Annotated in this window: 25 protein-coding genes and 1 pseudogene; 3 read left to right on the top strand and 23 right to left on the bottom strand. The window is 44.9% G+C overall.

Annotated elements, in window-relative coordinates; translation table 11 throughout:
* Positions 1-150 precede the first annotated feature (150 nt).
* The 20 genes from VQ00_RS00240 to VQ00_RS00145 all read right to left on the bottom strand — a co-directional run bounded on the left by VQ00_RS00240 (position 151) and on the right by VQ00_RS00145 (position 16,421).
* Positions 151-339: a hypothetical protein gene (locus VQ00_RS00240; protein ID WP_156153931.1), complete on the bottom strand. Its 189-nt coding sequence runs from the start codon at positions 337-339 to the stop codon at positions 151-153.
* A gap of 236 nt (positions 340-575) precedes the next feature.
* Entirely contained in the window at positions 576-836 is a 261-nt protein-coding gene (locus VQ00_RS00235) for a hypothetical protein (protein ID WP_245617975.1), read from the bottom strand.
* On the bottom strand, positions 833-1,147 hold the full coding sequence (locus VQ00_RS00230) for a hypothetical protein (protein WP_046178144.1): 315 nt from the start codon (positions 1,145-1,147) through the stop codon (positions 833-835). Before VQ00_RS00230 ends, VQ00_RS00235 begins: the two co-directional genes overlap by 4 nt.
* A 439-nt stretch (positions 1,148-1,586) precedes the next feature.
* Positions 1,587-3,731: a hemoblobin-interacting domain-containing protein gene (locus VQ00_RS00225; RefSeq protein ID WP_046178143.1), complete on the bottom strand. Its 2,145-nt coding sequence runs from the start codon at positions 3,729-3,731 to the stop codon at positions 1,587-1,589.
* Between the two features lie 113 nt (positions 3,732-3,844).
* A complete protein-coding gene (hag, locus tag VQ00_RS00220; protein WP_046178142.1) occupies positions 3,845-4,699 on the bottom strand; it encodes a flagellin Hag in 855 nt (284 codons plus the stop codon).
* Between the two features lie 226 nt (positions 4,700-4,925).
* Entirely contained in the window at positions 4,926-5,153 is a 228-nt protein-coding gene (csrA, locus tag VQ00_RS00215) for a carbon storage regulator CsrA (RefSeq protein WP_046178141.1), read from the bottom strand.
* Positions 5,154-5,156: 3 nt separating this feature from the next.
* Entirely contained in the window at positions 5,157-5,591 is a 435-nt protein-coding gene (fliW, locus tag VQ00_RS00210; RefSeq protein WP_172645521.1) for a flagellar assembly protein FliW, read from the bottom strand.
* A 12-nt stretch (positions 5,592-5,603) separates the two neighbouring features.
* Positions 5,604-6,164 (bottom strand): DUF6470 family protein, encoded by a 561-nt coding sequence (locus VQ00_RS00205; protein WP_046178139.1) that lies wholly within the window; start codon positions 6,162-6,164, stop codon positions 5,604-5,606.
* A gap of 15 nt (positions 6,165-6,179) precedes the next feature.
* Positions 6,180-7,067 carry a flagellar hook-associated protein FlgL gene (gene flgL / locus VQ00_RS00200; protein ID WP_046178138.1) on the bottom strand — a complete coding sequence of 296 codons (888 nt, stop codon included), beginning with the start codon at positions 7,065-7,067 and terminating at the stop codon, positions 6,180-6,182.
* Between the two features lie 19 nt (positions 7,068-7,086).
* Positions 7,087-8,757 carry a flagellar hook-associated protein FlgK gene (gene flgK / locus VQ00_RS00195; protein WP_046178137.1) on the bottom strand — a complete coding sequence of 557 codons (1,671 nt, stop codon included), beginning with the start codon at positions 8,755-8,757 and terminating at the stop codon, positions 7,087-7,089.
* 11 nt (positions 8,758-8,768) lie between these two features.
* Positions 8,769-9,209: a flagellar protein FlgN gene (locus VQ00_RS00190; protein WP_052728236.1), complete on the bottom strand. Its 441-nt coding sequence runs from the start codon at positions 9,207-9,209 to the stop codon at positions 8,769-8,771.
* A gap of 12 nt (positions 9,210-9,221) precedes the next feature.
* Entirely contained in the window at positions 9,222-9,659 is a 438-nt protein-coding gene (locus tag VQ00_RS00185; RefSeq protein WP_046178136.1) for a YaaR family protein, read from the bottom strand.
* A 19-nt stretch (positions 9,660-9,678) separates the two neighbouring features.
* Positions 9,679-10,491: a flagellin N-terminal helical domain-containing protein gene (locus VQ00_RS00180; RefSeq protein ID WP_046178135.1), complete on the bottom strand. Its 813-nt coding sequence runs from the start codon at positions 10,489-10,491 to the stop codon at positions 9,679-9,681.
* A gap of 3 nt (positions 10,492-10,494) precedes the next feature.
* The gene (fliS, locus tag VQ00_RS00175; RefSeq protein ID WP_052728235.1) at positions 10,495-10,932 is read right to left on the bottom strand and encodes a flagellar export chaperone FliS; all 438 of its coding nucleotides are present in this window, start codon (positions 10,930-10,932) and stop codon (positions 10,495-10,497) included.
* A gap of 43 nt (positions 10,933-10,975) precedes the next feature.
* The gene (locus tag VQ00_RS00170) at positions 10,976-11,260 is read right to left on the bottom strand and encodes an EscU/YscU/HrcU family type III secretion system export apparatus switch protein (RefSeq protein ID WP_046178134.1); all 285 of its coding nucleotides are present in this window, start codon (positions 11,258-11,260) and stop codon (positions 10,976-10,978) included.
* Entirely contained in the window at positions 11,257-13,512 is a 2,256-nt protein-coding gene (locus VQ00_RS17560) for a hypothetical protein (protein WP_052728233.1), read from the bottom strand. The genes VQ00_RS00170 and VQ00_RS17560 overlap by 4 nt, the downstream gene beginning before the upstream one ends.
* A gap of 76 nt (positions 13,513-13,588) precedes the next feature.
* Positions 13,589-13,858 (bottom strand): flagellar biosynthesis anti-sigma factor FlgM, encoded by a 270-nt coding sequence (flgM, locus tag VQ00_RS00160; protein ID WP_046178133.1) that lies wholly within the window; start codon positions 13,856-13,858, stop codon positions 13,589-13,591.
* Between the two features lie 118 nt (positions 13,859-13,976).
* Positions 13,977-14,390, bottom strand: a complete 414-nt coding sequence (locus VQ00_RS00155) for a TIGR03826 family flagellar region protein (protein ID WP_046178132.1) — start codon at positions 14,388-14,390, stop codon at positions 13,977-13,979.
* 58 nt (positions 14,391-14,448) lie between these two features.
* Positions 14,449-15,111 carry a ComFC family protein gene (locus VQ00_RS00150; protein ID WP_052728232.1) on the bottom strand — a complete coding sequence of 221 codons (663 nt, stop codon included), beginning with the start codon at positions 15,109-15,111 and terminating at the stop codon, positions 14,449-14,451.
* Complete coding sequence (locus tag VQ00_RS00145; RefSeq protein WP_046178131.1) at positions 15,108-16,421, bottom strand: ATP-dependent helicase ComFA; 1,314 nt, start codon at positions 16,419-16,421, stop codon at positions 15,108-15,110. The genes VQ00_RS00150 and VQ00_RS00145 overlap by 4 nt, the downstream gene beginning before the upstream one ends.
* Positions 16,422-16,568: 147 nt before the next feature.
* Here VQ00_RS00145 and VQ00_RS00140 point away from each other — a divergent pair, with 147 nt between their 5' ends.
* Positions 16,569-18,851 (top strand): S-layer homology domain-containing protein, encoded by a 2,283-nt coding sequence (locus VQ00_RS00140; RefSeq protein ID WP_046178130.1) that lies wholly within the window; start codon positions 16,569-16,571, stop codon positions 18,849-18,851.
* A gap of 135 nt (positions 18,852-18,986) precedes the next feature.
* Here the strand turns inward: VQ00_RS00140 and VQ00_RS00135 are convergent, their stop codons facing one another.
* Positions 18,987-19,835: a DegV family protein gene (locus VQ00_RS00135; protein WP_046178129.1), complete on the bottom strand. Its 849-nt coding sequence runs from the start codon at positions 19,833-19,835 to the stop codon at positions 18,987-18,989.
* A gap of 150 nt (positions 19,836-19,985) precedes the next feature.
* Here VQ00_RS00135 and VQ00_RS18350 point away from each other — a divergent pair, with 150 nt between their 5' ends.
* Complete coding sequence (locus tag VQ00_RS18350) at positions 19,986-20,153, top strand: hypothetical protein (RefSeq protein WP_156153930.1); 168 nt, start codon at positions 19,986-19,988, stop codon at positions 20,151-20,153.
* Positions 20,154-20,270: 117 nt separating this feature from the next.
* Positions 20,271-20,678: pseudogene (locus VQ00_RS18985) on the top strand (EamA family transporter).
* Between the two features lie 73 nt (positions 20,679-20,751).
* Here the strand turns inward: VQ00_RS18985 and VQ00_RS00125 are convergent.
* Both VQ00_RS00125 and VQ00_RS00120 read right to left on the bottom strand, forming a co-directional pair.
* Positions 20,752-21,975: a M20 metallopeptidase family protein gene (locus tag VQ00_RS00125; RefSeq protein WP_046178128.1), complete on the bottom strand. Its 1,224-nt coding sequence runs from the start codon at positions 21,973-21,975 to the stop codon at positions 20,752-20,754.
* Positions 21,976-22,045: 70 nt separating this feature from the next.
* A complete protein-coding gene (locus VQ00_RS00120) occupies positions 22,046-22,927 on the bottom strand; it encodes an FAD synthetase family protein (protein WP_052728225.1) in 882 nt (293 codons plus the stop codon).
* Positions 22,928-22,947 lie beyond the last annotated feature (20 nt).

Genomic DNA, 22,947 nt, shown 5'->3' with positions numbered 1-22,947 from the left:
ATAACAGAGAGTCATTGTTCAATTTCACTAAAGATAAATTAATTTTTATCTTTATTATCTAATTTTTATATGTTTATTGTCAGATAATCTAACAAACATGCTTGTGAACCGAAAAAAAGCATCTTTGGGCTCAAAGATACTTTTTTCTTGTTATGCACTTTTCGGCATATGCTTGCGCGGGTGATTTTGTTTCCACGCCTGAACTTTTTTCATCATCACCGGCATCAAGAACCGGTCGCCACCGTAAGACATTGCTCCTTTTGCCGCAAACAATAGAACAACCGCTGCTAAAAGTAATGTCGGATTTGTGCTGACTGTGCCGGCCCACAAGAAGTTCAAGTTCATAAACGCTCCCGCAATCAACGCTGGTACTGTACGCACCCCGGCAATGAGCACAATGCCGACAAGCAGCTCGCCCCAGGTTCACCTTTTTTCGAATCGCAAGGCTACACACTCACGCCAGTACTATAATAATGTCGTCAGTTTTTCGGTTTTCTTTTTGGTAGAAACCTATGGAATGACTAAGTTTTACGCTGTTATACTTTGTCGTACTTAGTAATGTCGTGAGCAGTCTCTCAATCACTCAGCTGCCGTTCAAGAAATAGAATGTAGTTTCGGATTAGGTTCTGGTCGGTTTGGTCCATCATGCGCCGAAGGGCATTTTCAACTCTGTGGTGGTCCACTGTAATTTCATCCTCAACAACTTCCCAAAGCAACGTTTCAATCAGCTCTTCTTCTGTGAGCAGTTCGTTCCCGTACCGGTCAATCCTTTCGCAGTACTCTCTATAATACGTTTCTCCGTCTACAACAATGCGATGGTATCTTTCTTCCATCATAACTCCCTCTTTTCCTTTGTGAATTCACGCTTAACGCTTTCGCCGTTCCTCATCCAGAATGTATACAGCTCTCCTTCGCCATGCTCTCCTATAACAATACCCGCGATCCACTCGCATCCTTCGCTGTCGTGGTACACAAACGTTTCGACGAGAAGCGGGTCTGGGAGCTTCGCCAGATGGGCCAGCGGGATAAATTCATTCCCGATTTCATCGTGGTACAGTTCTACCGCTTCAAATCCAACTTCTTCTAGAAGCGCACGTTCACCGGTCATCTGTTCCAACTGTTCGACAAACCATTTCATGACATCCATATTAAAGATATCCTTTTCCTTCTACGGGCATTTCAAACAAAGTCAGCTGCTCTTTCTCATTCATTCCGTATTCTTTCATTACAACTCCTCCTCAAATAGAAATAGCCCTTACTCCGGCAAGGGAATAAGGGCTTTATCATTGATTCAGAATTATAATATCTATTTATTTTTTTGGTTTTTTCATTCTTTGCCGCCTACACTTTAGCCGAATAGGACGGACACCGATTTCCATTACTTTTGCAGTTTCTAGGTACAGGGGTGGCGAGTAGATGGGCTTTCGAAATGCTGGAGAGAACCAAGCTATGGTCTATGTAGAAAGAATGCTAGTAAACATAGTGTTTAGCATTATGAAGAATAAAATACCTTACAGACAGCCTGTGATAGAAAATAAGAGTGCATAAAAAGAGACCCTAGAATGTCTAGAGTCTCTTTCTCTTTTTTATGATACCGTAATTGTAAATGTGGTTGAAACTTTTCCACCGAACCCATCATCAGCGGTTAATGTGATAGTTGCTGTGCCTGCAGCTACTGGTGTTATAGTGATTGTCTTACCTGTGACATTTACTGTTGCTGTAGCTGTAGTATCGGAAACAGCGGTTAAAGTTAACGTATCTGTTGTATCAGCGTCAGCAAACGTGTTAGTTGCATCCACTGTTACTGCAGTTCCTACAGCTCCAGTTTGAGCCGTAATCGCAGTAGCTACTGTTGGTACGCTATTAGCATCTTCTACCTTGTAAGTTTTACCGTTTGTTAAACCGGTAATTTTCGTTCCTGTTAATGCTGCAACATCTGCTAATGTACCTAATGTTCCATCAGCTTTAACGTAAGATACTGTAGTTCCTTCAGTTACTTTGTATTTTTTCGCTGAAGTTAATCCAGTAATTTCGTTATTACCAGCTGTACCTAGGGATCCAGTCGCCAATGTAACTGCTGTAACTGCTTTAATATTCGTTGCAGTAAGTGTCAGCTGTTTGAATTTCACAATCTGATCATCTGCATTTAACTCGTAAACAGCTAAATATTTATTTGTTGTTGCATCTACACCTGTAATGTCATCAGTCGGGCTTGCTGGTAATGCTGTTGTGTCCGAAACTGTTGAATACAATTTAGGTGTATCTACTGAAGTTGAAGAGATTTTGTAGCGAATTTCATTTGTTGTATTTCTGGTTGCTGCTGCAGTTAGTTTAACACCCTCAGTTGTAGCTTTTGCCACAGACGCAGTTAGTGATGGTGCAGCCACTGCTTTAACAATTTGATTTACAGTTGAATCTTCAAAATTTGAAGCTGTAACACTAATAGTAAAAGTTGTATCTTGTGTAAAATCTGTTATGTTATCTAGAATAGTTTTGTTTAGGATTGTAAGTTTCCCACTCGTAATTGTATAATCACCAGTTGTTACAGTACCAACTTTTGTCACTTTTGTTAAAGGAACAGCGGCTCCTGTGCCTAGTTTTAATGATACTGCTAAGTCTTGAGAAGTCAGCAATGCTCCTGATTTATCAGTGAAAGTAATAGTAACATCTTTACCCACTACTGCGTTTGTCATAGCTGCAAATCCTGGATCAATTGCTGGCAAAGGAACTAGAGTAGGTGAATAGCTATTAAGCGCCTCATCTTCTACAACAAGCTGAATCTTTTTACCTGGCTGAGCTTCTTTTAGCTTAATGGAGAAATCTCCAATTGTAGATGTGCCAGTTCCTTTCTTAGTTACGGTTTCGCCAATCAGTGTGTACACATCATCTGTCGTGTCGTCTGCAGTTGCATTATCATCAACAGAGTAAGCCTGTACCTTTGAATTTTGAATCGCTTTCCCTTTGTATTCCTTTGAGGCAGCATTTATGCTAGGTTGACCCGCATTATCGTTTACTAATACATAGCCTAGTGTATCATCAGCAACTGAATCAGCTGCTAAATCATCAAACGGCAAGTTGTTTTGACCTGCTTGGACTTTGATCGAGTATTTAGTATTTTTCTTATCAGCATCTGAATCAACAATGACATCATAAGAACCGGCAGGCACGTATACAGTGAACTTACCATTAGCATCAGCTTTTGTTGTCCATGCAGTCGTTGCATTTTTAACAACAACCGTTGCATTCGGTGCAACAACACTGCTGATTTTTCCGGATTTCGCCTTGTCAACGTCTCCGGCTGTAGGAAGAGCAATTGCTTTAACACTTGTGGCTTTAGTCCCTGCTTTAACATCTACAAAACTGGTAACACTTAATGTATCACTTACTTTTGCAGTTACTGCGTATTTACCAGGTTGAAGCGTATCTTTTGTTATTGCAGCAGTTCCAGCGTTAGCAACCCCACTAGTGCCATCACCATATCCCCATGCAGATGTATGATCAACAAGACCACCTGTTAGTTGGGACAGATTGTTGAATACTACGTTCTCAGATGCTACAAACTTCTTGCCATCATCATCTAACAAGCTAAATGCAATGGCTCCCGTTGTTGGTGCATCTGCAGCTATAGCTTTAATCCCTTTATCTGATAAGACAGCAAAAGGAGAAACCAATGCTACTGATAACCCTAGTGCAACTGTTTTATTTAATAACTTCTTTTTAGTTGAACCCATTAATAATTCCCACCCTATTTATATTAATAAAGTACTGATTAATTAGTTAATTTTACCATTTATACCTCAAATGAAAGAGACTCCAAAAGAGCCTCTTCCCAATAAAGTTAAAATTAACGAAGTAACTGAAGAACACCTTGTGGCGCCTGGTTTGCTTGAGAAAGCATTGCTTGCGCTGCTTGAGAAAGGATAGAGTTCTTCGTTTGGCTCATCATTTCTTTCGCCATGTCTACGTCACGTACACGAGATTCAGCAGCAGTTAAGTTTTCACTTGAAGTATTCAAGTTGTTGATTGCATATTCTAAACGGTTTTGGTTAGCTCCAAGATTTGAACGTTCAGTAGATACTGTTTTAATTGCATCATTGATAATAGTAATAGCAGCTGTTGCCACGGATGATGCTGAACTAATATCAATCGCAGTATCACTTTCCGTACTTCCTGTTGCAACTAATAAGGTAGCCGCATCCATTGCTCCAATTTTCACAGTAATCTGTTGGTCTTGATTTGCTCCAACTTGAAAAGCAAATGAACCATCAGTATTTGGACCGCCTCCACCTGTCAACAGGTCTTGTCCGTTGAACTGAGTATCTTTTGCGACACGGTTAATATCTTTCCCTAACTGGTCAGCTTCAGCTTGAATTGCAAGACGATCCTCAGTCGTATTAGTATCATTAGAAGCTTGTACTGCCAATTCACGCATACGTTGAAGCATAGAATGCGTTTCATTTAACGCACCTTCAGCTGTTTGAATTAATGAGATACCGTCTTGCCCATTACGGGAAGCTTGATCTAATCCACGAATTTGTCCACGCATTTTTTCAGAGATTGAAAGACCGGCTGCGTCATCTCCAGCTTTATTGATACGAAGACCTGAAGACAATTTCTCCATGTTTTTAGCTTGTGCCGTAGAAGCACTTGATAACTGACGATGTGTGTTAAGTGCTGCAATATTGTGATTGATAATCATTTGTTGTTCCTCCTTGAGTTTGGCTGTTCACGTCCGTGTGAACAGTATTCCATTTGTTCAGCAATTCGTTCCAGGTCGGCCGCCCTGTTTTGTTTTGCTTACACTAGTATTATCGACACGTTTAAAAAATGTTTAATAGATTTTTTATTATTTTTTTTGGAATAATTGTGAAATGTTTATTTTTGTATCAATTTCATCGCAGGCTAAATAAAAAAACTCCCGTCCATTATTTCGTCGGAGGGAGTTTGAAGAGGCCCGATAAGTCAGTAACGCCTGCAGAGGCCGATTTGTTTTCGTTACCAATAGCGACGTAAATTTCTTTCCGGTGGATATCAATGTGTTTCGGCGCATTAATGCCGAGCTTTACTTGGTCGCCGGAAACGGCAACGACGGTGATTTCGATGTCATCACCGATCATAAGCGATTCGCCTGGTTTTCGTGTAAGGACAAGCATGGATTACGCCTCCTTTGCCTGAAACAGGTTGTGGCGTGTTTCGTATGGCGTGCCGGTTAAGATTACCTGGCGCCCGCTGTGCGTTTTTTTGTTAATGACGATTGGGGCCTGCAGGTTGGCGGTCGTTTCTTCAAACGGGTCGCGCACGGTCAAAATATTCAAAAGCGTGACGTCCTCTTCTTTTTCAATAGCCAAAGCATCGATAGTGGCATCGTCGACTTTTACGTTGTAGTCGATAAAAAAGGAAAACGGATCGGTGACGACAAAGCTTAAGTCCGATGTCGAAACGGACTGAAGCGCGTAAAAGACGTTGTTGTCTGGAAACTCCAGCAAGACAAATTTCTTTTCATTTTCAAAGCCCGGAATGCCAGTTGAAAAGGTAATGATATCTTCTTGTTCGATTTCTTTTTCGCCGTGGTATTTTGTTTGAATCTTCACGTTGATCATCCTTTAAATCGTTTTGTTGACCGCTTGAAATTGGATAGACGGGTATTGTTTCATTTGAAAGCTGACGTCACCTGGCTGATAGCTGATAATCGGCTTATTGGTACGCGTGTTGTTTTCCACCTGGCGGGCCTGCGCGTCAATTTGAACGTCGCCCGGCTGGTAGTTGATTTTCACGCTTCCGTATGACGGGATGTACGCAATGCCAATTTTGTGTGTCCGGTCCACACGGCGCGCCGCCTGCATCACAATGGCATTGCCGCCTTTATGAATGTCCGCCAGCTCGCGTCCTTCCGCTGCCCGGCGGCCGGTGCCTTCGAGTGCTTTTTGGCGTCCATTCGCTGCGGCATCTTTAATCCGGGTAAAAATGTGCTTCCGGTCCATGTCGTCCCACGCTTGGCGCTGGTCAATTGTCAGCTTGCCGGGTGTTGTCTGAATGCGCATATCCGCTTTTGGCTGCTCCAAGTCCACTGTTGCGGGCGGCTGTTGAATGGACAGCCGTCCCGGCGTGGAGGAAATGCCGAGTTTTGCCGGAGTGGTGCTCATTTGAATGGCCGGTATATTCATGATGGAACCCCCTTATTAACGAAGAAAGTCCATGAGTGATGGCTGAATAATCCGGGCGCCGATGGACAGAGCCGCTTTATGGACGGTTTCCTGTACTGTCAGCTCTGTAACCACTTTTTCAAAGTCTACATCTTCATTCTCAGACATAATCCGCGAAGAAATAACCTCCTGCTCTGCTGCCCGTGCTTCCATCAGTTCAATTCGGTTGAACCGTGCACCAATGTCGGCCCGTGAAGTGGAATTAGCCGCCAAATGTGTGTCCAGGTCACTAAGCAGGTTGGATAAATCAGCGCCTTGTGATCCGTCGCCGAGCTTTGTAATGACGTTATCAATGGTCTCGAACAACTCTTTCGGGAACGCTTTGACCGCATTAATATTGACTTGTACATAAACACCCTTCGATAGCTCCAGCTCCACTTTACCTGTGTTATCCGTCGTTTCAATAATATTTCCATTTTCATCTGTTCCAATCGGCGCGTTGATGGTATCTGTGCCATTGAACAAATATTTTTCGCCAAATTTTGTGTTGGCAACTTCGATCATGTGCTGCTTCAGCTGCTCCACTTCCGCTTTGGCAGATTCACGCTGTTCGCTGTCGTATGTGTCGTTGGACGTTTGAACAACGAGCTCCCGAATCCGATCAAGCGCCAGCTTCGCTTTATCAAGCGCTGAATCGGAGTTTTCCACCCAGTTGTAGGCTTCACCAAAATTACGCTGAAACTGCTCCACTTCCTCGAGATTTCGCCGGTACGTCATTCCTTTCATCGCTACGACTGGATCATCAGACGGCTTTGTGATTTTCTTTTGGGTGGCCACTTGTGTATTCAGCTTATCAAGACGACTCAGGCTGGATGATAAGTTTTTCATCATATTAGACGAAAGCATAGATTGTGTCACACGCATATTAGTTCAACTCCTCCTATTAACGGCCGGCTACGCCCATGCCATTTATGATTTTATCCAGCATTTCATCAACAATCGTAATCATACGCGCCGCACCATTGTAGGCGTGTTGAAACTTAATTAAGTTGGTCATTTCTTCGTCAAGGGAAACAGACGAAACAGATTCTCGGTTCGTCACAACCGTTGAACGAAGCACTTCCACATTTTGTTCCATTCGCTGCGCCTGCTGGGAATCTACACCGAGGCGGCCGATGACCGATTCATAAAACGAATTCAGCGAGCCGCTTTTAATTGGCAGATCTAAATTGCTAATGTCCAGCGTACCGCCGCCAAGCAGTTCGACGGAATTATTATTCAAAAGCATCGCACCGACGTTGGATAAATTCAGCGCATTTTTCCCATCGCCCACAAATCCGGTCAGTGACGCCGCCAGTTCATTTGATGTCAGATTCACATTTAACCCAATAGACCCGGCCGCTCCTGCGTACGGTTTACCTGTCGGAAGCGGATTTTCCACTTCGTATTCAATAACGTCTTTTGTCGGCGCACTGCCGTTATAATCCATTCCTTTTTCATGGACGGTATTAAACAGCTCTGCCATTGAGAAAGCAAGCCGGTCCAGGTTATCGAGCATATCCTGATAAATGCCGGTCACCACACCGGCTTCAGCTGTTCCGTCTCCGTTTGTGTCTTTCGTTCCTATGTAGCCAAACGCTTCGATTAAGCCGCGCAGGCTTCCTTGCGAAAAGGTCATCGATCCGTTTTCTGACACATGAACGGTGGTTGACGCACCTGCTTCATTGCTGCGGTCATACTGAACAAATTCGATCGCATCTACGTGGTCTCCCTGTACATCCGTCCCAATGGTACCAGCACTGTTTTCAAAGCCGAGCTGGAAATAGTGGTCTTTGTTTAAGAGCTCTTGTCCTGGCGTCCCATCTGCATTCAGCAGTTTAATACTGTAAATTCCCTCTGCAACTGCCGGGGCATTTCCGCCGCTTTTGGACGTACTCACTTCGACATTTACATACTGCGATAATTCATCTACAAGCAAATCACGCTTATCATACAAATCATTTGGCAAATACCCATTCGGCTCGATTTCCGCAATTTGCTGATTCACATCAAACAGCTGGCGAATGGTTGAATTTAGCGCATCCACCGTAATGCCAACCTGGCTGCCGAAATCAGTTTTAATAGTATTTAGTGAATCCGACATGTAATTGAATGTATCTGTCATCGACTGGATCCGTTCAAGGACCACACCGCGCGCTCCTTCATTTTCAGGTGATCCCGCTAATACCTGCAGCGACTTCCACATTTCGCTTATCGTTGCCGCCAGGCCTTCTTCTGTCGGTTCATTAATAATGTCTTCTACTTTCACGAGTGCATCTGCACGGGCATTCCAATAGCCAAGCTTATTGTTTTCATTCCGGTACTGCACGTCTAGAAACGATTCCCGCATCCGCTGAATGGCCCCCGCCTCTACTCCTGTTCCCAACTGCCCCGGAATATTCGGACGGTTTAAGCCGATAGCTGGATAAGGCGTAGTCGTTTCAAAATTTACGCGCTGCCGGGAATACCCGGGCGTGTTCGCATTGGAAATATTATGGCCTGTTACATAAAGCGCATTTTGCTGAGTGGACATGCCGCGTTTCGCTGTTTCAAGCCCCATAAAAGTTGATCTCATATTTATCTCTCCTAAGCTTTCGAGTCGAAAACGGGACCTGTCGAAGGACCGTTGTCATGTTCTCCATCAGGCGCGTAATTTCCCGCATCCGGCGGAGCTAATAAATCCAGCTGTAAATGAACGAATTGAAGCGACTGGTCCAGCAGTTCGGCGTTTAAGTCATTGGCTGCTTTTAACAGCAGCATGGTCTTAATCAGCTCATCACGAAGGCTTGCTGCCTGCACCTGTTCTTCTTCCGGAAGAGCCGGAAGCTGGTCCAGGACGGACCCTTCTGACCCGGCTGTGCGCTGTTTTTCTAAGATCGATATCGCGCTGATATGCTTTTGCTCGTCACGGACAATCCGGTTCAATTCGTCCATTCTGTTTTCTTTAATTGCCTCTTTTTTGGCATGTGCCAGCTGCAGCAGGCTTTTATGAAGCGCCAGCTGTTTTTCGAGCGTTTCGATGAGCATGACGCTCCCCCTTTACGTGTAAATGTTTATGAGCAAGCCTTGAATTTCGCCGACCTTGCTCAAAATATCAAGCTGTGATTTTTCTTTATTGATGACGTCATTGGCAAGCTGGGTTAAGCGGCTGTCGACTTCCTTGACGATTTTGTATACTTTCGTCCGGCCGCGGCGGTTAAATCCCCGCTGCTCTTCAAGCTGAAGACCGCTGTTAACCGCTTCCTCCATAAATTCTTTCACCATTTTTTTATATTTGCGCAAGTCGTCGATTGTCCGATGTTCGGCAAGCTTTTCTCCTTGTGTTTCAATGTCTTTCATCATGCCAGTCATTTTCTCAAGTGCGGCATTTTGGCGTTTAGACGTGATCACATCCGTGAAGGACACGGATGCTTTCGCGGTTTCTTCTTTTTTCTCGATTTTATTCGGCGTCACTTTCCCTACGCGCTGTACTTCCATGTCCGGTTACCCCGTTTCATTATTGAAGGAGCTGCAGAATGCCCTGCGGAAGCTGATTCGCTTGTGCGAGCATCGCCTGCCCCGCCTGGTTCAAAATGTTATTTTTTGTAAATTGCGTCATCTCTTCCGCCATGTCCAGGTCACGGATACGGGATTCTGCGGCAGTTAAATTCTCATTTGCTGTCTGCAAATTCGTAATCGTATGTTCTAAGCGGTTTTGAATCGCACCAAACTTGCTGCGTTGTTCAGACACTTTTTTAATAGCTTCATCAATGGTTGTAATAGCTTCAGACGATGCTTCTGTAGTGTCGAGTGATAAACTATCTACTTCTAGGTCAGACGCCTTCATTCCTGCAATCTCCAGTTCAAGCGACTGGTCTGTATTCGCACCAATTTGGAAGAAGAATGGATCTCCTTCTTCAAAAATTAATTGTTTATTATTAAATTGTGTCGTTTGAGCTATACGGTCAATTTCTTCGATCAGTTCATCTACTTCCGCCTGAATAGACTCGCGATCAGTATCTTCAAGTGTTCCATTAGCCGCCTGCACAGACAACTCTCTCATCCGCTGTAAAATATCATGTGTGGATGCTAGTGCACCTTCCGCTGTTTGGATGAGTGAAATGGCATCAAGCGAGTTTCGTTCCGCCATATCAAGGCCACGAATTTGCGAGCGCATTTTTTCAGAAATGGCAAGACCCGCCGCATCATCTGCCGCACGGTTAATACGAAGGCCGGAAGATAGTTTCTCAAGACTTTTTGATGTAGCGTTGTTTGTATTGTTTAAATTCCGGTAAGCATTTAGTGCTTGGATGTTGTGGTTGATTCTCATCGATTATTTCCCCGTTTCCAATGTATTTTTCGGTAGTTCTTCGACGAAGATACTTTGTTCGTACGCATTTTGTTTACGGACCGCCGGTTTAGATGGTGCCTGTTTCATTGACTCGTTCCATGCGTCCGCAATGGTTTGAAACAGCCGCTGAGCGTCAGCGAGCCGTTCCACATCTTTATGAATGTTCGCTTGAATGACGGTGTCAGCGATAAAGTTGTATACGTGGTCGAGCTGATCGGCGATAATGCCGGCTTCATAGTTAAGGCCGGCGCCGAGCCGCTCGGTAATATCGTTAATTTTCTGCATCGCCTCATTGGCTTCTGCATACTTTCCTTCATTTAAAAATGAGTTTGCCCGATCAAATTGATTGAGCCCTGCTTCATATAAGAGCGCCGTAATTTGCTGGGGTGTTTTTTGATAAATCATTTCTTTTGTGATCACATTTGTCACCTCATTTGTATGTATCGGCAAAATTTGCCGGATTTTAATACGTAGATTCCATTTCTTCGATTAAAATAAGCATTTCCGCGATGACGGAATACAGTTGAGGCGGAATGGAATCACCAAGGTCGATGTCAAGCAGCTCCGACAAAAGCGATGAGTCCTGCTCCATCGGGACGCCATGCTGGCCGGCGAGCTCCAAAATTTTCGCGGCGAGTGCACCTTTTCCCTGCGCAACGACAGTTGGTGCGCTTCCTTCCTCATACCGGATAACAGCTGCCGACGGTCCATTGACCTTGCGGCGGTTGATCTGATTATAATAGTTCATATCGTAAAATCAAACCCTTTCGAAGAAGATGACGCGGTGCCGCTTGCTTTAGCTTCTGCCTGCTCTTCTTGTCTCGCAAATGTCCCAAACTGGACGGAACCAACCCGGTAGCCTATGTCTGAGAGCCGATCTTTTAAAACGAGTGTGAGCGGCTCCATTTTTTGTTGAAAGTTTTCCTGGTCGTTCTGTACTTTAACGGACAAATTCCGGTCTGCGGATGAAATGGTCATGCCGACGGGACCGAGTTTTTTCGTTTCAAATAAAAAGTGAATCGAACAGTTTTCCCAGTCCACCTGCTGGCCGCCGCTTTTGGAGCGGATAAAAACGTTGACGTTGTCCGCCTGCCCGCCAAGTAAAAAGGGCAATGACATCATCATCGATTGAAGGCCGGAATCTGATTTGCTTAACAGCTGCTGACCCGTCAAATTGGCCGCCGCTTGTTCACCGGAGTTTCCTTGTTGCTGCTGGCCCATTGATGCAAGAAGCGCTTGTTTGACTGCGTTAGGCATTTCTGCTTTTCCTTTTAAAAGTGCGGCTGCCTGCTCCTGCTCATAGTTCAAGCCCGCTGCCCGGACGAGTTCAAATGCGTTTCGGGCGGACGGCGTATCATAAAGGCCGCCCATCGCACCAGCAAGGTTACGCTGCGGTGTATCCGCAAGTTCCTGTGTAATCATGTGTATGACGCGTGAGTCGGATGGTTTAAATGTCACTTTGTCGATCAACGCTTTAACGTCCGCGACAATCCGGGCGGCGGACGGCGTATCGCCTTTTGCGAGAAGCTTGCGTGCATCCGCTAACTGCTGGGAAGCCTGCATCAGCTGCTTTTCTGTTTTCATATCGGTATACAACATAAAATCGCCTTTTAAAATGGCATTGTCGAGTGTCTTGATGGCGGTTTCTACAACGGGTTTTGCCTGCTGCGGCGTTTTGATCAGCAGTTCAGCAGTCTGTAAATTGCGCATAATGTCACGCTTAAATTGTTTAAAATCAATCGCTGACTGCGACATTTTTTCCGTAATCGTCGTCATGATGACGTTTTTCGAAGCTGGCGGCACGTGAGCGAATAGTTCATCCGGCACGACCGGCGCGCTTTCTTGTACCGGCGGCGGGATAAGCGGCTCGACCGCTTTCATCAGTTCACCGCGCGCCGCCAGTTCTTTGCCTGAGGCCATAAAGGCTTCCGCTTTTTCAATCGTGCCCCCGAGTTCTGGCATTGCATCTTTCATAAAAGAGGCAATCCGTTCAAATGATGGCTCTTTTTGAATCATGACCGCTGCTTTTTGCGGCAGTGACGGTTCAGTTTCGTTTGTTTCCGGAATGATAATCCTGGACGCAGGAAGAGAAGCGGTCATTTTCGCCTGTGCCAAGTCTGCCAGCTGTAGTGCTTCGGCGAGCGGCTTGATCGCAACAGCTCTGTCCCCTGTAAACAACGTACGAATCGCCTGGACGATCATTTGAATCGGCTCACCGTTTTGAATTTTTTGGTTTAATTGCTGTAGCAGCGGATCGTTTGGCTGCTGCTTCAGAAGTGTTTGAATCGCCGCTTCTATTTTGCTGATGGCTGTTTTCAACAGCTTTTCCGCGTCTGTTACGGACGTGTCCGCTACTACCGCTTGAATCTGTTTGGCTGCTTCTGGACTGATTTGAAAAGGCTTTAATGCGGATTCGACCGCTTTTTGCATCTCAATTTGGGTCATTTTATCTGCCTGCTTTAAAATCGGCTCTAACGCTTTCATTACGTCCTTCACAGCACTTGATGGCATTTGCTGCTTCACAATGGCTTCAACCGCCTTGACAAGGTCACTGTTTTTGATCAACTGCAATGCTTCTTGTGCCCGTCCGAACTGAAGAGCTTTTTCGATCAAAGCCCGTGTATTTTCCGGAAATTCGATGCCCGACTGTGTCAGCCACTCAGCCGCCTGCTTGCCAAAGGGCGTTCCTGTCAAAGCAGCGTGTACCGCTTTTAGCGAAGATTCAGAAGGCATAATGCCTTTGTCGGCAAGCGCCTTCACCGTGGCAAGCTTGTCCGCTTCTGTTCCTGGGGTTGTTTCCATAAACGTCTTCACAGCCTGCGTGGCTTCTTTTGTGAGCGTCATCCCTTTTTCAGAAAAAACGGTAAGTTCGGGCGGCTGTTTTTCCGTTTTTGGTGCCGTTCCCGCCATGGATTCAATAGACGCTGCGGCACTTTCTCCTTGTGTAGATGCAGCAGCCGGCTGAATGGGCGTTAGTGTCGCTTGTGGCTGAATTTTCATTAGTCGGGCTCCTTTTCCTGTGTATGTACATAAAGAAAGATCGCCCAAAGAAATCTCGTGGGCGATCCGGTTACGGTTACAGCTTTCCGTAAAAGTCGAGCATGGCTTTAGCGGTTGCGTTTGCATCCGGTTTGTATGTGCCACTCTCGACCTTTTCTTTCAGAAGCGCGATTTTTTCGCGGCGTTCAGCTAGTATTCTTGATGAGTCTTGCATCTCTTTGGCGGCGCTCGAAATTTCGAGCTTGTCGCCGGCTGCCGGGCTGGCGGCTTTGGCCGCATCCGCTTGTTTCAGCTGCTTCTGATACGGATTGATCCCGTTTAATCCGGGTGTCTGATTGATTTTCATCTCCGTATCCTCGCTTTCTTTTTTATTCCTGTGCTTATTATATCGTCTTTACGGTGAAAATGTTTAATGAGGAATTTTGCATATTTTTTTAGCGCAAAAAACCCGCCAAATGGCGGGTTTAGTCTGAGCGTTTTCCTAAATATGCTCTTTGGTTCTGCTTGCTGCGCTCCCGGGTGAATTCCTGCTGCTGGTCGTGCAGCTTCAAACCTGTTTCAATTTCCTGCAGGCAGCTGCTGCACATTTTTCCTTTTTGAATCACAGTGCCACAGCGATCACACGGGTAACCAAGGTTCGGAAACTGTGCCGCCTGCAGACGGCCTTTTCTCACCCACTTATGAATCATGCCTTCAGTGGCGCCTGTTACTTCTATAATCCGTTCAATTGTCGCCGCGCGGTTTTCCCGTTTCCGTAAAAATGTGTAGGTGGCTTGATAAAGTTCTTCTTCCGACCGAGAACATTTTGGACAGACATCACGAAATGCATTTTGCGCATACAGTGCGCCACACCGTGGACAGTCAACGATTTCATTCATCCCATTCACCTCAAGTCTTTAATCTGTAGTTCTATTCTCATAGCGGAATGTCAAAATGTCAAGAACCGCTTCGCGCAATGGTTATACTTTTAACAGAGACCGCTCCTGCCTGTCCAAGTGCTTCCGCCACGAGCCGAATGGTCGCGCCTGTCGTATATATATCGTCAATAACAAGGATAGATTTACCGGCAGCATTGCCAATCGGATAAAATGTCTGCTCCGCCTCTATTCGTTCAGCACGCGATTTTTTGGATTGCTTGTCCGATTCATGCCGGGCAAGAAGCGGCGTATGGGGAAGTCCAGCCATTTCAATAAGCGCTTCCGACTGGTTAAAGCGCCGTTCAGCGAGGCGTGACGGCGGGAGCGGCACTGCACAAACAAGGTCACATGCGGCTTTTTTAGCCATCGCTCGGACATCTTCTGCAAACATTTCCGCCAATGCATAATCGCCCCGATATTTAAACCGGGCGATCAGTGCTTTCATGGCCTCGTTGTAATGATACAAAGATTGATTTGAAATAAAAATATTTTTCTCCCACGCAGCACAATCGGGACATATCCCTTTTTGATCCATAGGTCTTGAACACACTTCACACGTTGGACCGTCTATTTTTTCAAATTGATTGAGGCAGATGTTGCAAAGAACCGGGGCTTTGGCACCAAAAAAACCACGCCACGACTGGACCGCTGTGTCGTTTTCGCATAGCAGACATTGGCTCACGGATCCAAAAGCCCCCTTTTTTGTCCAAGCGTATTCATTTCATTGATTTGCTTGATCGCCCGCACCATCGCTCCCGTTTTTCCGTAATGAAAAAATACAATGTTACCTGTCGGACAATCGGCGCTGCGCCCGGCCCGCCCGGCAATTTGAACGAGGGCGCTTTCGGTAAACACCCGGTCTTCCGAACCGACAACAGCCACATCAATACCCGGAAACGTGACTCCCCGTTCCAAAATCGTTGTGGTGAGCAGAATGGGCACGTCACCCCGGCGCATCGCTTCGACTTTTTCTTTTCGGAGCGGATCGGCCGCATGGACACTTTCAATGCGCGGGTTTATGTTTTTAAAAATCGGCAGTGCTTTATTCATCGTGTCGATATGCGGATAAAAGATAAGCGCTTTTTCTTTTTCTTTTTCTTTGACCCAATTTAAAACAGATGCCGGAACGATTGATTTTTTCCAGTTTCCGCACCAGACCATGTTCGGCACCGGAAGCGGCTTACGATGATAGCGGGCTGGGATAAGCGTCGCATCGCGTCTGCCGGATTGGATTTCTGACTGCCACGACGTTTCTGGGGTGGCGGTTAAATAAATGAGCGACGAATCCGGCTTGCGTGCTTTTTGAACGGCGTATTGAAGAGATTGGTCAAACGTGTACGGAAAAGCATCGACTTCATCAACGATCATGACGTCAAACGCTTCATAAAAGCGGAACAGCTGATGAGTGGTGGAGATGACAAGCGGGCTGTATATGTGGCGGTCCGGGCTGCCTCCGTACAATGCGGCAGGCGATGTGTCTGGAAACACCTTTTCAAGACGCGGTGCCAGCTCCCGGACAACATCTGCTCTCGGGGCGGCAATGCAGACGCGTTTTCCATCAGACAGTGCCGCCGCGATTCCTTCAAACAGCACTTCCGTTTTACCGGCACCGGCGACTGCCCAGATGGTATGCTCGCTCCCGTTTTGTATAGCGCGCCATACATTGTCAGAAGCGGTTTTTTGTCCGGTTGATAATATACCGGACCAATGCAGCGTTCCAGCTTTTTCCGGATGCTCCGGTTCGGGCCCGGTCCAGCGATAAAGAGTCGTACACGATGAAATTTTGCCCATTTCAATACAGTTTCGGCAGTATGTACAGCGTTTGCCGCAGCGGGCGCATGGATGAGAGGAGAAAGTTGACGTATTGCCGCAGCGGTGGCAGTGTGGCAAGTCAGATAAACCGGGGCGGGCCGCAAAAAGATGAAGGTCAGAAATTGTCGGTATTTCTTCATCTGTTAATTCACGTCCGGAAAAAAACGAAAAATTTGTCATAGGTCACGTCCTTTCGCCTTCAGTATACAGCGTCTTATCTAAATATGACAATCATTGTCATATTGTCATCGGAATTTAACATTAGGGCATTTTTTTGATATGGTATACTTTTATTTGTAATATGTGGTTAAAAAGAAAGGGGATTTTATGAGAAAAATTGGAGGAAGCCTGACGGCATTTTTACTCGTATTCACATTCGTGTTTCACGTGTCGGCACAGAGCTTCAGCGATACATCGAGCCACTGGGCAAAGTCAGAAATTGACGAACTCGTGTCAGAAGGTGTCATTGCAGGTTATGATGATGGAACATTTCGTCCTTATACGAATGTAACAAGAGGCCAGTTTTTGGCGTATCTTGTCCGGGCTCTTAAGCTGCCTGACGGCGATACTGCGTTTAAAGACGTTGGCCCGGGCAGCACGCTGTATACTGAAATTGCCGCAGCGAAAAAAGCAGGTATTATTGCAGGTACAACAGATGGCCTTGCGCTTCCAAATGAAGCGATTACGCGGTCAGATGTAGCGGTTATGCTTGATCGGGCTATGCGTCTCGATGGCGGTTACACAGACCGGTCACCTCTTACATTTACAGATGCAAAAGAGATTGGCGGATATGCGTATGCGGCTGTTGAACGAATGACGCATTATGGATTAATTTACGGGACAGCTGAGAATGCATTTTTGCCGTCTAAAGTCGCGACACGCGGCGAATCTGCGGTGTTCATTCACCGGATGATGACAAAGCTTGGATTACTTGGTGAAGACAAGGATCCGATTGAGATTCCGAAGCCGGCAGATAATCAAGAAGTGATGGTTCCGGTAAACGAATCTCAGTATGTAAAAGTCCGAATGAATTCACGCGGTGTACCACTTTCCTATATCCGCAATGAAACCGAGAAACATATTTTGTCCACTGATTATCACTATTACTATCATATGGGCTATGCGTCGAATCCGCTTGGCTCCCTTCGTGTCACGCTTCGCAAGCTTGAAAATGGCGATACGTTCGTATTTACGAAATTCACTCACAATGCGGACAATACATATTCCGCAACAGTTTCATTGCCATTTTCACAGTCTGATAGCTATTCATTAGCCAAATATAGTGATCAAGGGACAGTCGTTCAAGAACATCACGATGTATTTGGTATTGATGAAACAAGTCATCCGATTGGCGTGTTGTCTGTGAAAAAGGGCTCCACTGTGACAAACGAAGTCATGATGGGTAAAAACTATGTGTCACTTCCAAAGCAGCAAACCTATTCAAACGGAACGGTTTCCCGCCTTCATGTGCTTGACAAAGAGTATGCAGGCTATGATATTGCCCAAGCAGACAATACCGTAACCGCAAGCATGAACATGACGGTGCGCGGCAAAGCTATTTCCGATTCATGGGCACTTGTTTCGGACCAGTCATTATTTAAAAGCGAGTCAACACGAAATGAGTGGTTTAAACGCACGATTGCGGAGTACATTTCCATTAATAACTGGCTGACGGCGGATGGCGCGTATACAAAACTGCCGTGGTCGATTGAGCCGGGCTATAAGATGGGTTATGGCCGCAGCATTAACCGGATGCAGGGCGGTATTTATTTAACCGCGTATCAGCAGCATAACGACCGGTATTTATACGATATCGTATTGAATTCGGTTGCGGATCTGGATGTCTTTTCCGGCGGTGAAGTGACAAAAGGAACACAGCCGCTCCTTAATACAGAATATACGAGCACATGGCTGAAAAACGCATACGGCACAACAGCACCATATGTCGATACACGTTTAAATGAAAACGCGGCGATGTTTTTGAAAAATACCGGTGAAGCGCTTGGCATTGAGTCATTGAAAGATGACAACTTATCGTATGCCAACTTCCTTGTGAATCAAAAAGCGCTCGGCAACACCATTCCGGTTACGTCTTCAAGCTACGTGATTTCAGATTACTATAAGTCTAGCTCTGCTAAAACACACTCTTCGCTTAACCACGTGCTCGGCGGCATGCGCTTCTTGATCGTCGCGTATGAACAAACGGGCGACGAAAAGTATTTGAAAACGATGCGCGAACTAAAAGCCGGTATTGAAAACTTGTATCCGGAATGGGTTCGTTCAAACGGCGACCTTTGGTATCAGGTGAATCCGGACTTAACATTCGCCGGTGGCGACTATGAGCTTCTGACGCTGTTGGATTTGCTGCTAAACCAGGAATCACTTGAGCGGATCGGCATGCAGCGCAGTGCGATTTTCGATCAAATGATCCGGACGAAAACAACGTATCTCGTCCAAAACAACCGTCCATTCATTAACGAAGTCATTAAAAAGCTGAATGAACAAGGCTTCGGTGACTTAATCAGCGGTACAAGGGCTGCAAGCACAGACCGCATTGATGCAGAAGAAATGCAGATGATTACAGACGTACTTAACTCTGTTCCGCAATAAAAAAAGCGTTCCGGTTAACAGCCGGAGCGCTTTTTTATATTGTGACGCCGCTGATTTCGTGACCAACTCTGTTTTTTCGTGACCAATCAGCGCTGTTCGCGGCCAATTGACGTGTTTCGTGACCAACTTTAAAATCTATGAACTTTTTTTCGTCCAGCCCATCGCAAGGGCGCCTTCACCTAAATGCGTCGCAATGACCGGACCGAAGCTTGAGATGCCGAATTCCGCGTTCGGGAACCGTTTTTTCAGCTCTGTCATCCACATGCGCGCTCCATCTTCCCGGTTGGCGTGGATAATGACAGCCTGAAACTTGCCCCCTTCGTTATACTCTTCTTCAAACAAGTCGCCGATTCGCTTCAGCGCTTTTTTGCTCGTCCGGATTTTTTCAAACGGCACAATCACTTTGTCTTCAAAATGCAATATCGGTTTTACCTGCAGCAAGCTGCCAATCAGTGCCTGTGCCCCGCTTAACCGGCCGCCTCGTTTTAAATGGTTTAAATCGTCCACCATAAAATACGCTTTCGTCCACTTCTTCATTTCTGTCAGCTCGGCCAGAATCTCGCTTGGCATTTTGCCCTGTTTCACCATTTCAACCGCACGAAGGACGTAAAATGCCTGCGGCGTGCAGCTCAGTTCCGTATCAAATGAATAAACGTCAAGTCCCTCAACCATATCGGCCGCCGTCATCGACGATTGATACGTGCCGCTAATACCACTTGATAAATAAATGCCAATCACTGCATCATATTCCTTGGCAATTTGCTCGTACATGTCAACGAAGTGACCGATGACCGGCTGGGACGTCGTAGGCAGCTTGCCCCCCTCATTGATTTTTCCATAAAACTCTTTCATCGTGATGTCAAATTCTTCACGGTACGCATCCTCGCCAAAAATCACGCTGAGCGGGATCATAAAAATATTCAGTTCATCGCGCAGCGCTTTTGGAAGATAAGCTGTGCTGTCGGTCAAAATGGCCGTCTTCATCTGCTTATACCTGCCTTCTCTTTTTCTCATGTTTCTTACATTTTATCTCAATACAGGTTATTTTGCATCTTTTTTCGATAAGATTGAGAAGCAGGAGAGATAAATGCGAAAGCGCCATCGGTTGTTTTAGCCGGTGCTTCCCTATGGGGCATGATCGGCATATTTGTACAGGGACTTTATAAAGAAGGACTTACACCAATCGATGTCGTTGCACTTCGGGTATTGGGTTCAGCGCTCGTTTTATTTCCTTTTTTAGCACTTTGTAAGTGGCACTTGCTCAAAATCCGGCTGCGGGATCTGCCGTTTTTTGCAAGTTGAGGCATTGTCAGCATCGTATTTTTTAATTTATGCTTTTTTACAGTAATCGAGCGCTCGTCTAATTCGCTTGCCGTCAGGCTCATTCCATCCGGCAATTCTCAACTATCTGCCATTACCGTGCTAATTGGGCTTTTGTCCGGCTTTTTTTATGCGCTGTATTCGATTTTCTGTAAATGGATCGTAAACCGCTATCCCCCCTTTACGATTACAGCATATTCCATGCTGTTTGCGTCGCTGTTCATCATGCCATTTTCCAGCCTGTTTCAAAAAAACGAGAAATCATTTGAATAAGACGTCTTATTAAACGAAGCCGAACTTGTCCTTTTTTCCACGATTTTTGCCTATATATTTTACACAGCGGGCCTTTCTAAAATTGAATCCGGTCGCGCAGTGATTCTTTCGACAATGGAACCGGTTGTGGCGATTTTGATCGGTGTGTTTGTATTCGGGGATGTTGCGACCGCGTGGAAAGTAATAGGAATTGTTTTTATTCTTGGAGCAGCGCTGTTCACGATTGAACTTTAGAAATCAGACGTACTGCGCAAGGTTTATTTTTTCTGCGCAGCACACCTTAACATCTGTATAACTTTCTTCATACTTAACTGTTTAAATAAATCCCTTCTTCTCTAATCGGCTTTGCCTTTTCTTGTGAAAGGTAATTACAAACAAGAGAAATGAACAATTGTCCTATTAGCAATATGGAACGTTCATCCACATTAAATTTCGGGTGGTGGTGAGGATAGATTGCCTGAATTTCTGGATTTCCCCCACCCACAAAGAAGAAATTACCCGGAATTTTTTGTAAATAATAAGAAAAATCTTCCCCCGCCATAATCGGAGCCAGCTCTTTTACATTGTTTTTTCCAAAAAGATTTTCCGCTGCATTTTCCACCCTTTTTGTTTCTTCAGGATTGTTACATACAGCAGGATAACCTCTAGTGTAATTAAATTTAGCGCTGGCACCGGCTCCAGCACAAGTCGAGTCTACAATCTGTTCAATAGATTCCTCAATTAGGGCGCGAACACTTTCGTCAAAGCTTCGAACTGTTCCCGTAATCTTTGCGGTATCAGGAATGATGTTAAAAGCCTCCCCTGAAGTAAAAGTGCCTACCGTTACGACTGCAGGTTTCAGCGGGTCTACACGGCGACTGACAATTTGTTGCAGGTTTAAAACTAATTGACTTCCTACAACTAAAGAATCAACAGTTAAATGAGGAGTTGCACCATGTCCCCCTTTCCCGTTGACTACTATTTCAAATGAATCTAAAGCAGCCATCATAGGCCCTTCACCTATTCCTACTGTACCAATTGGTTCAGTTGACCAAACATGAGCACCATAAATAACATCTACTCCTTCCAGGCAGCCATCTTCTATCATTAATTTAGCTCCCCCAGGAACCTTTTCTTCTGCAAACTGATGAATAAAAACAATATTTCCTTCAATCATTTCTCTTACTTCGCTCAGTACTCTTGCTACTCCAAGCAATGCCGCCGTATGAATATCATGACCACAGGCATGCATCACACCGGGGACGCGGGATTTGTATTCCACACTCTTTTCATCTTGAATGGGCAATGCATCAAAATCAGCGCGTAATGCCACTGTCTTACCCGGCTTACCCCCTGTTAAAATCCCCACAACCCCTCTGCCTCCAACTTCCGTTTTCACTTCAAGCCCGAGTTCGTTCAAATAATCTGCAATCTTTCTGGGAGTATTTATTTCTTGAAATGAAAGTTCTGGATACATATGAAGATCTCTTCGTAATTCCACTAACTCCGGGTATACTTCATCAAGCCTCTTAAATAACTGTTCTATTTTCATAGCAATATGCTCCTTTCTTTCATAAATTATTTATATGTTGCTAATAATTCAAAGGGTCTATAAATATGAGTTAAATGATAAGCGGTGATTCAGACAACTCTTTCAACTGATTGTGATATTGATCTCCTTTGACAGAAGCTTGAATTTCAACACGAATGTCTCTAATGTCTCTATCGTTTAAATTTATTTGATAAAAATCATCAAGATACAATAGAAGATTTTCTTTTTCATCCGGCTTGATCACCAGTAATCCAGTATAAAATTTTCCTAATGCATAAATATTGACCTGAAATGTCCCCTCTTTAGGCAATAAATAGGATTTTTGTGCATTGATTTTCAAACCAGCTGAACGAAGCTTTTTATTTTCTTTTATCGCTGCTTTAAAAGAATAAGGTCTTCCCAATAATTCATTAACAAATGATATCTTCCCCTTCTTTAAATAATCACGGATTAACGTACTTCCCACTTTAAATTCATAACGCTTTACCGGCTCTAGTACATCTACTTCATACCGCTTTTCACTTTGCAATTTAAGAAATTCAGGAGTACCCGTTCCTTTAAATCCAAACTTGTAATCAAACCCTACAACAATGTGCTTGATCTTTAACGGAGCTAGAAAATATTCGATGAAATCATGAGGTTTTACTTTGGAAAGGGCAGGGTTAAATTGGACAATATATGCTATATCTACATCCATATTTTTGAGGATTTCAAGCTTATCTTCTAACGGGGTTATGTAACTTGAATAATCTCCTTTACCTAGTATTTCTTTTGGATGAGGATGGAAAGTCATAACCGCACTTGCTAAATTTTTGTTTTTTGCAACTTGAATTCCAGTCTGTATTACTTCCTGATGGCCTAGATGAACACCATCAAAATACCCTATGGAAATGGCAGAAGGGATATAAGCAGCTGATAAATCTAAAGGGTAAGACAAATAATGTACTTTCATTTTCCTCACACCCTTACAAT

It is taken from the genome of Domibacillus tundrae, from assembly GCF_000970675.1.
GTDB lineage: Bacteria > Bacillota > Bacilli > Bacillales > Domibacillaceae > Domibacillus > Domibacillus tundrae.
This window is presented reverse-complemented; position numbering and strand designations above follow the sequence as displayed.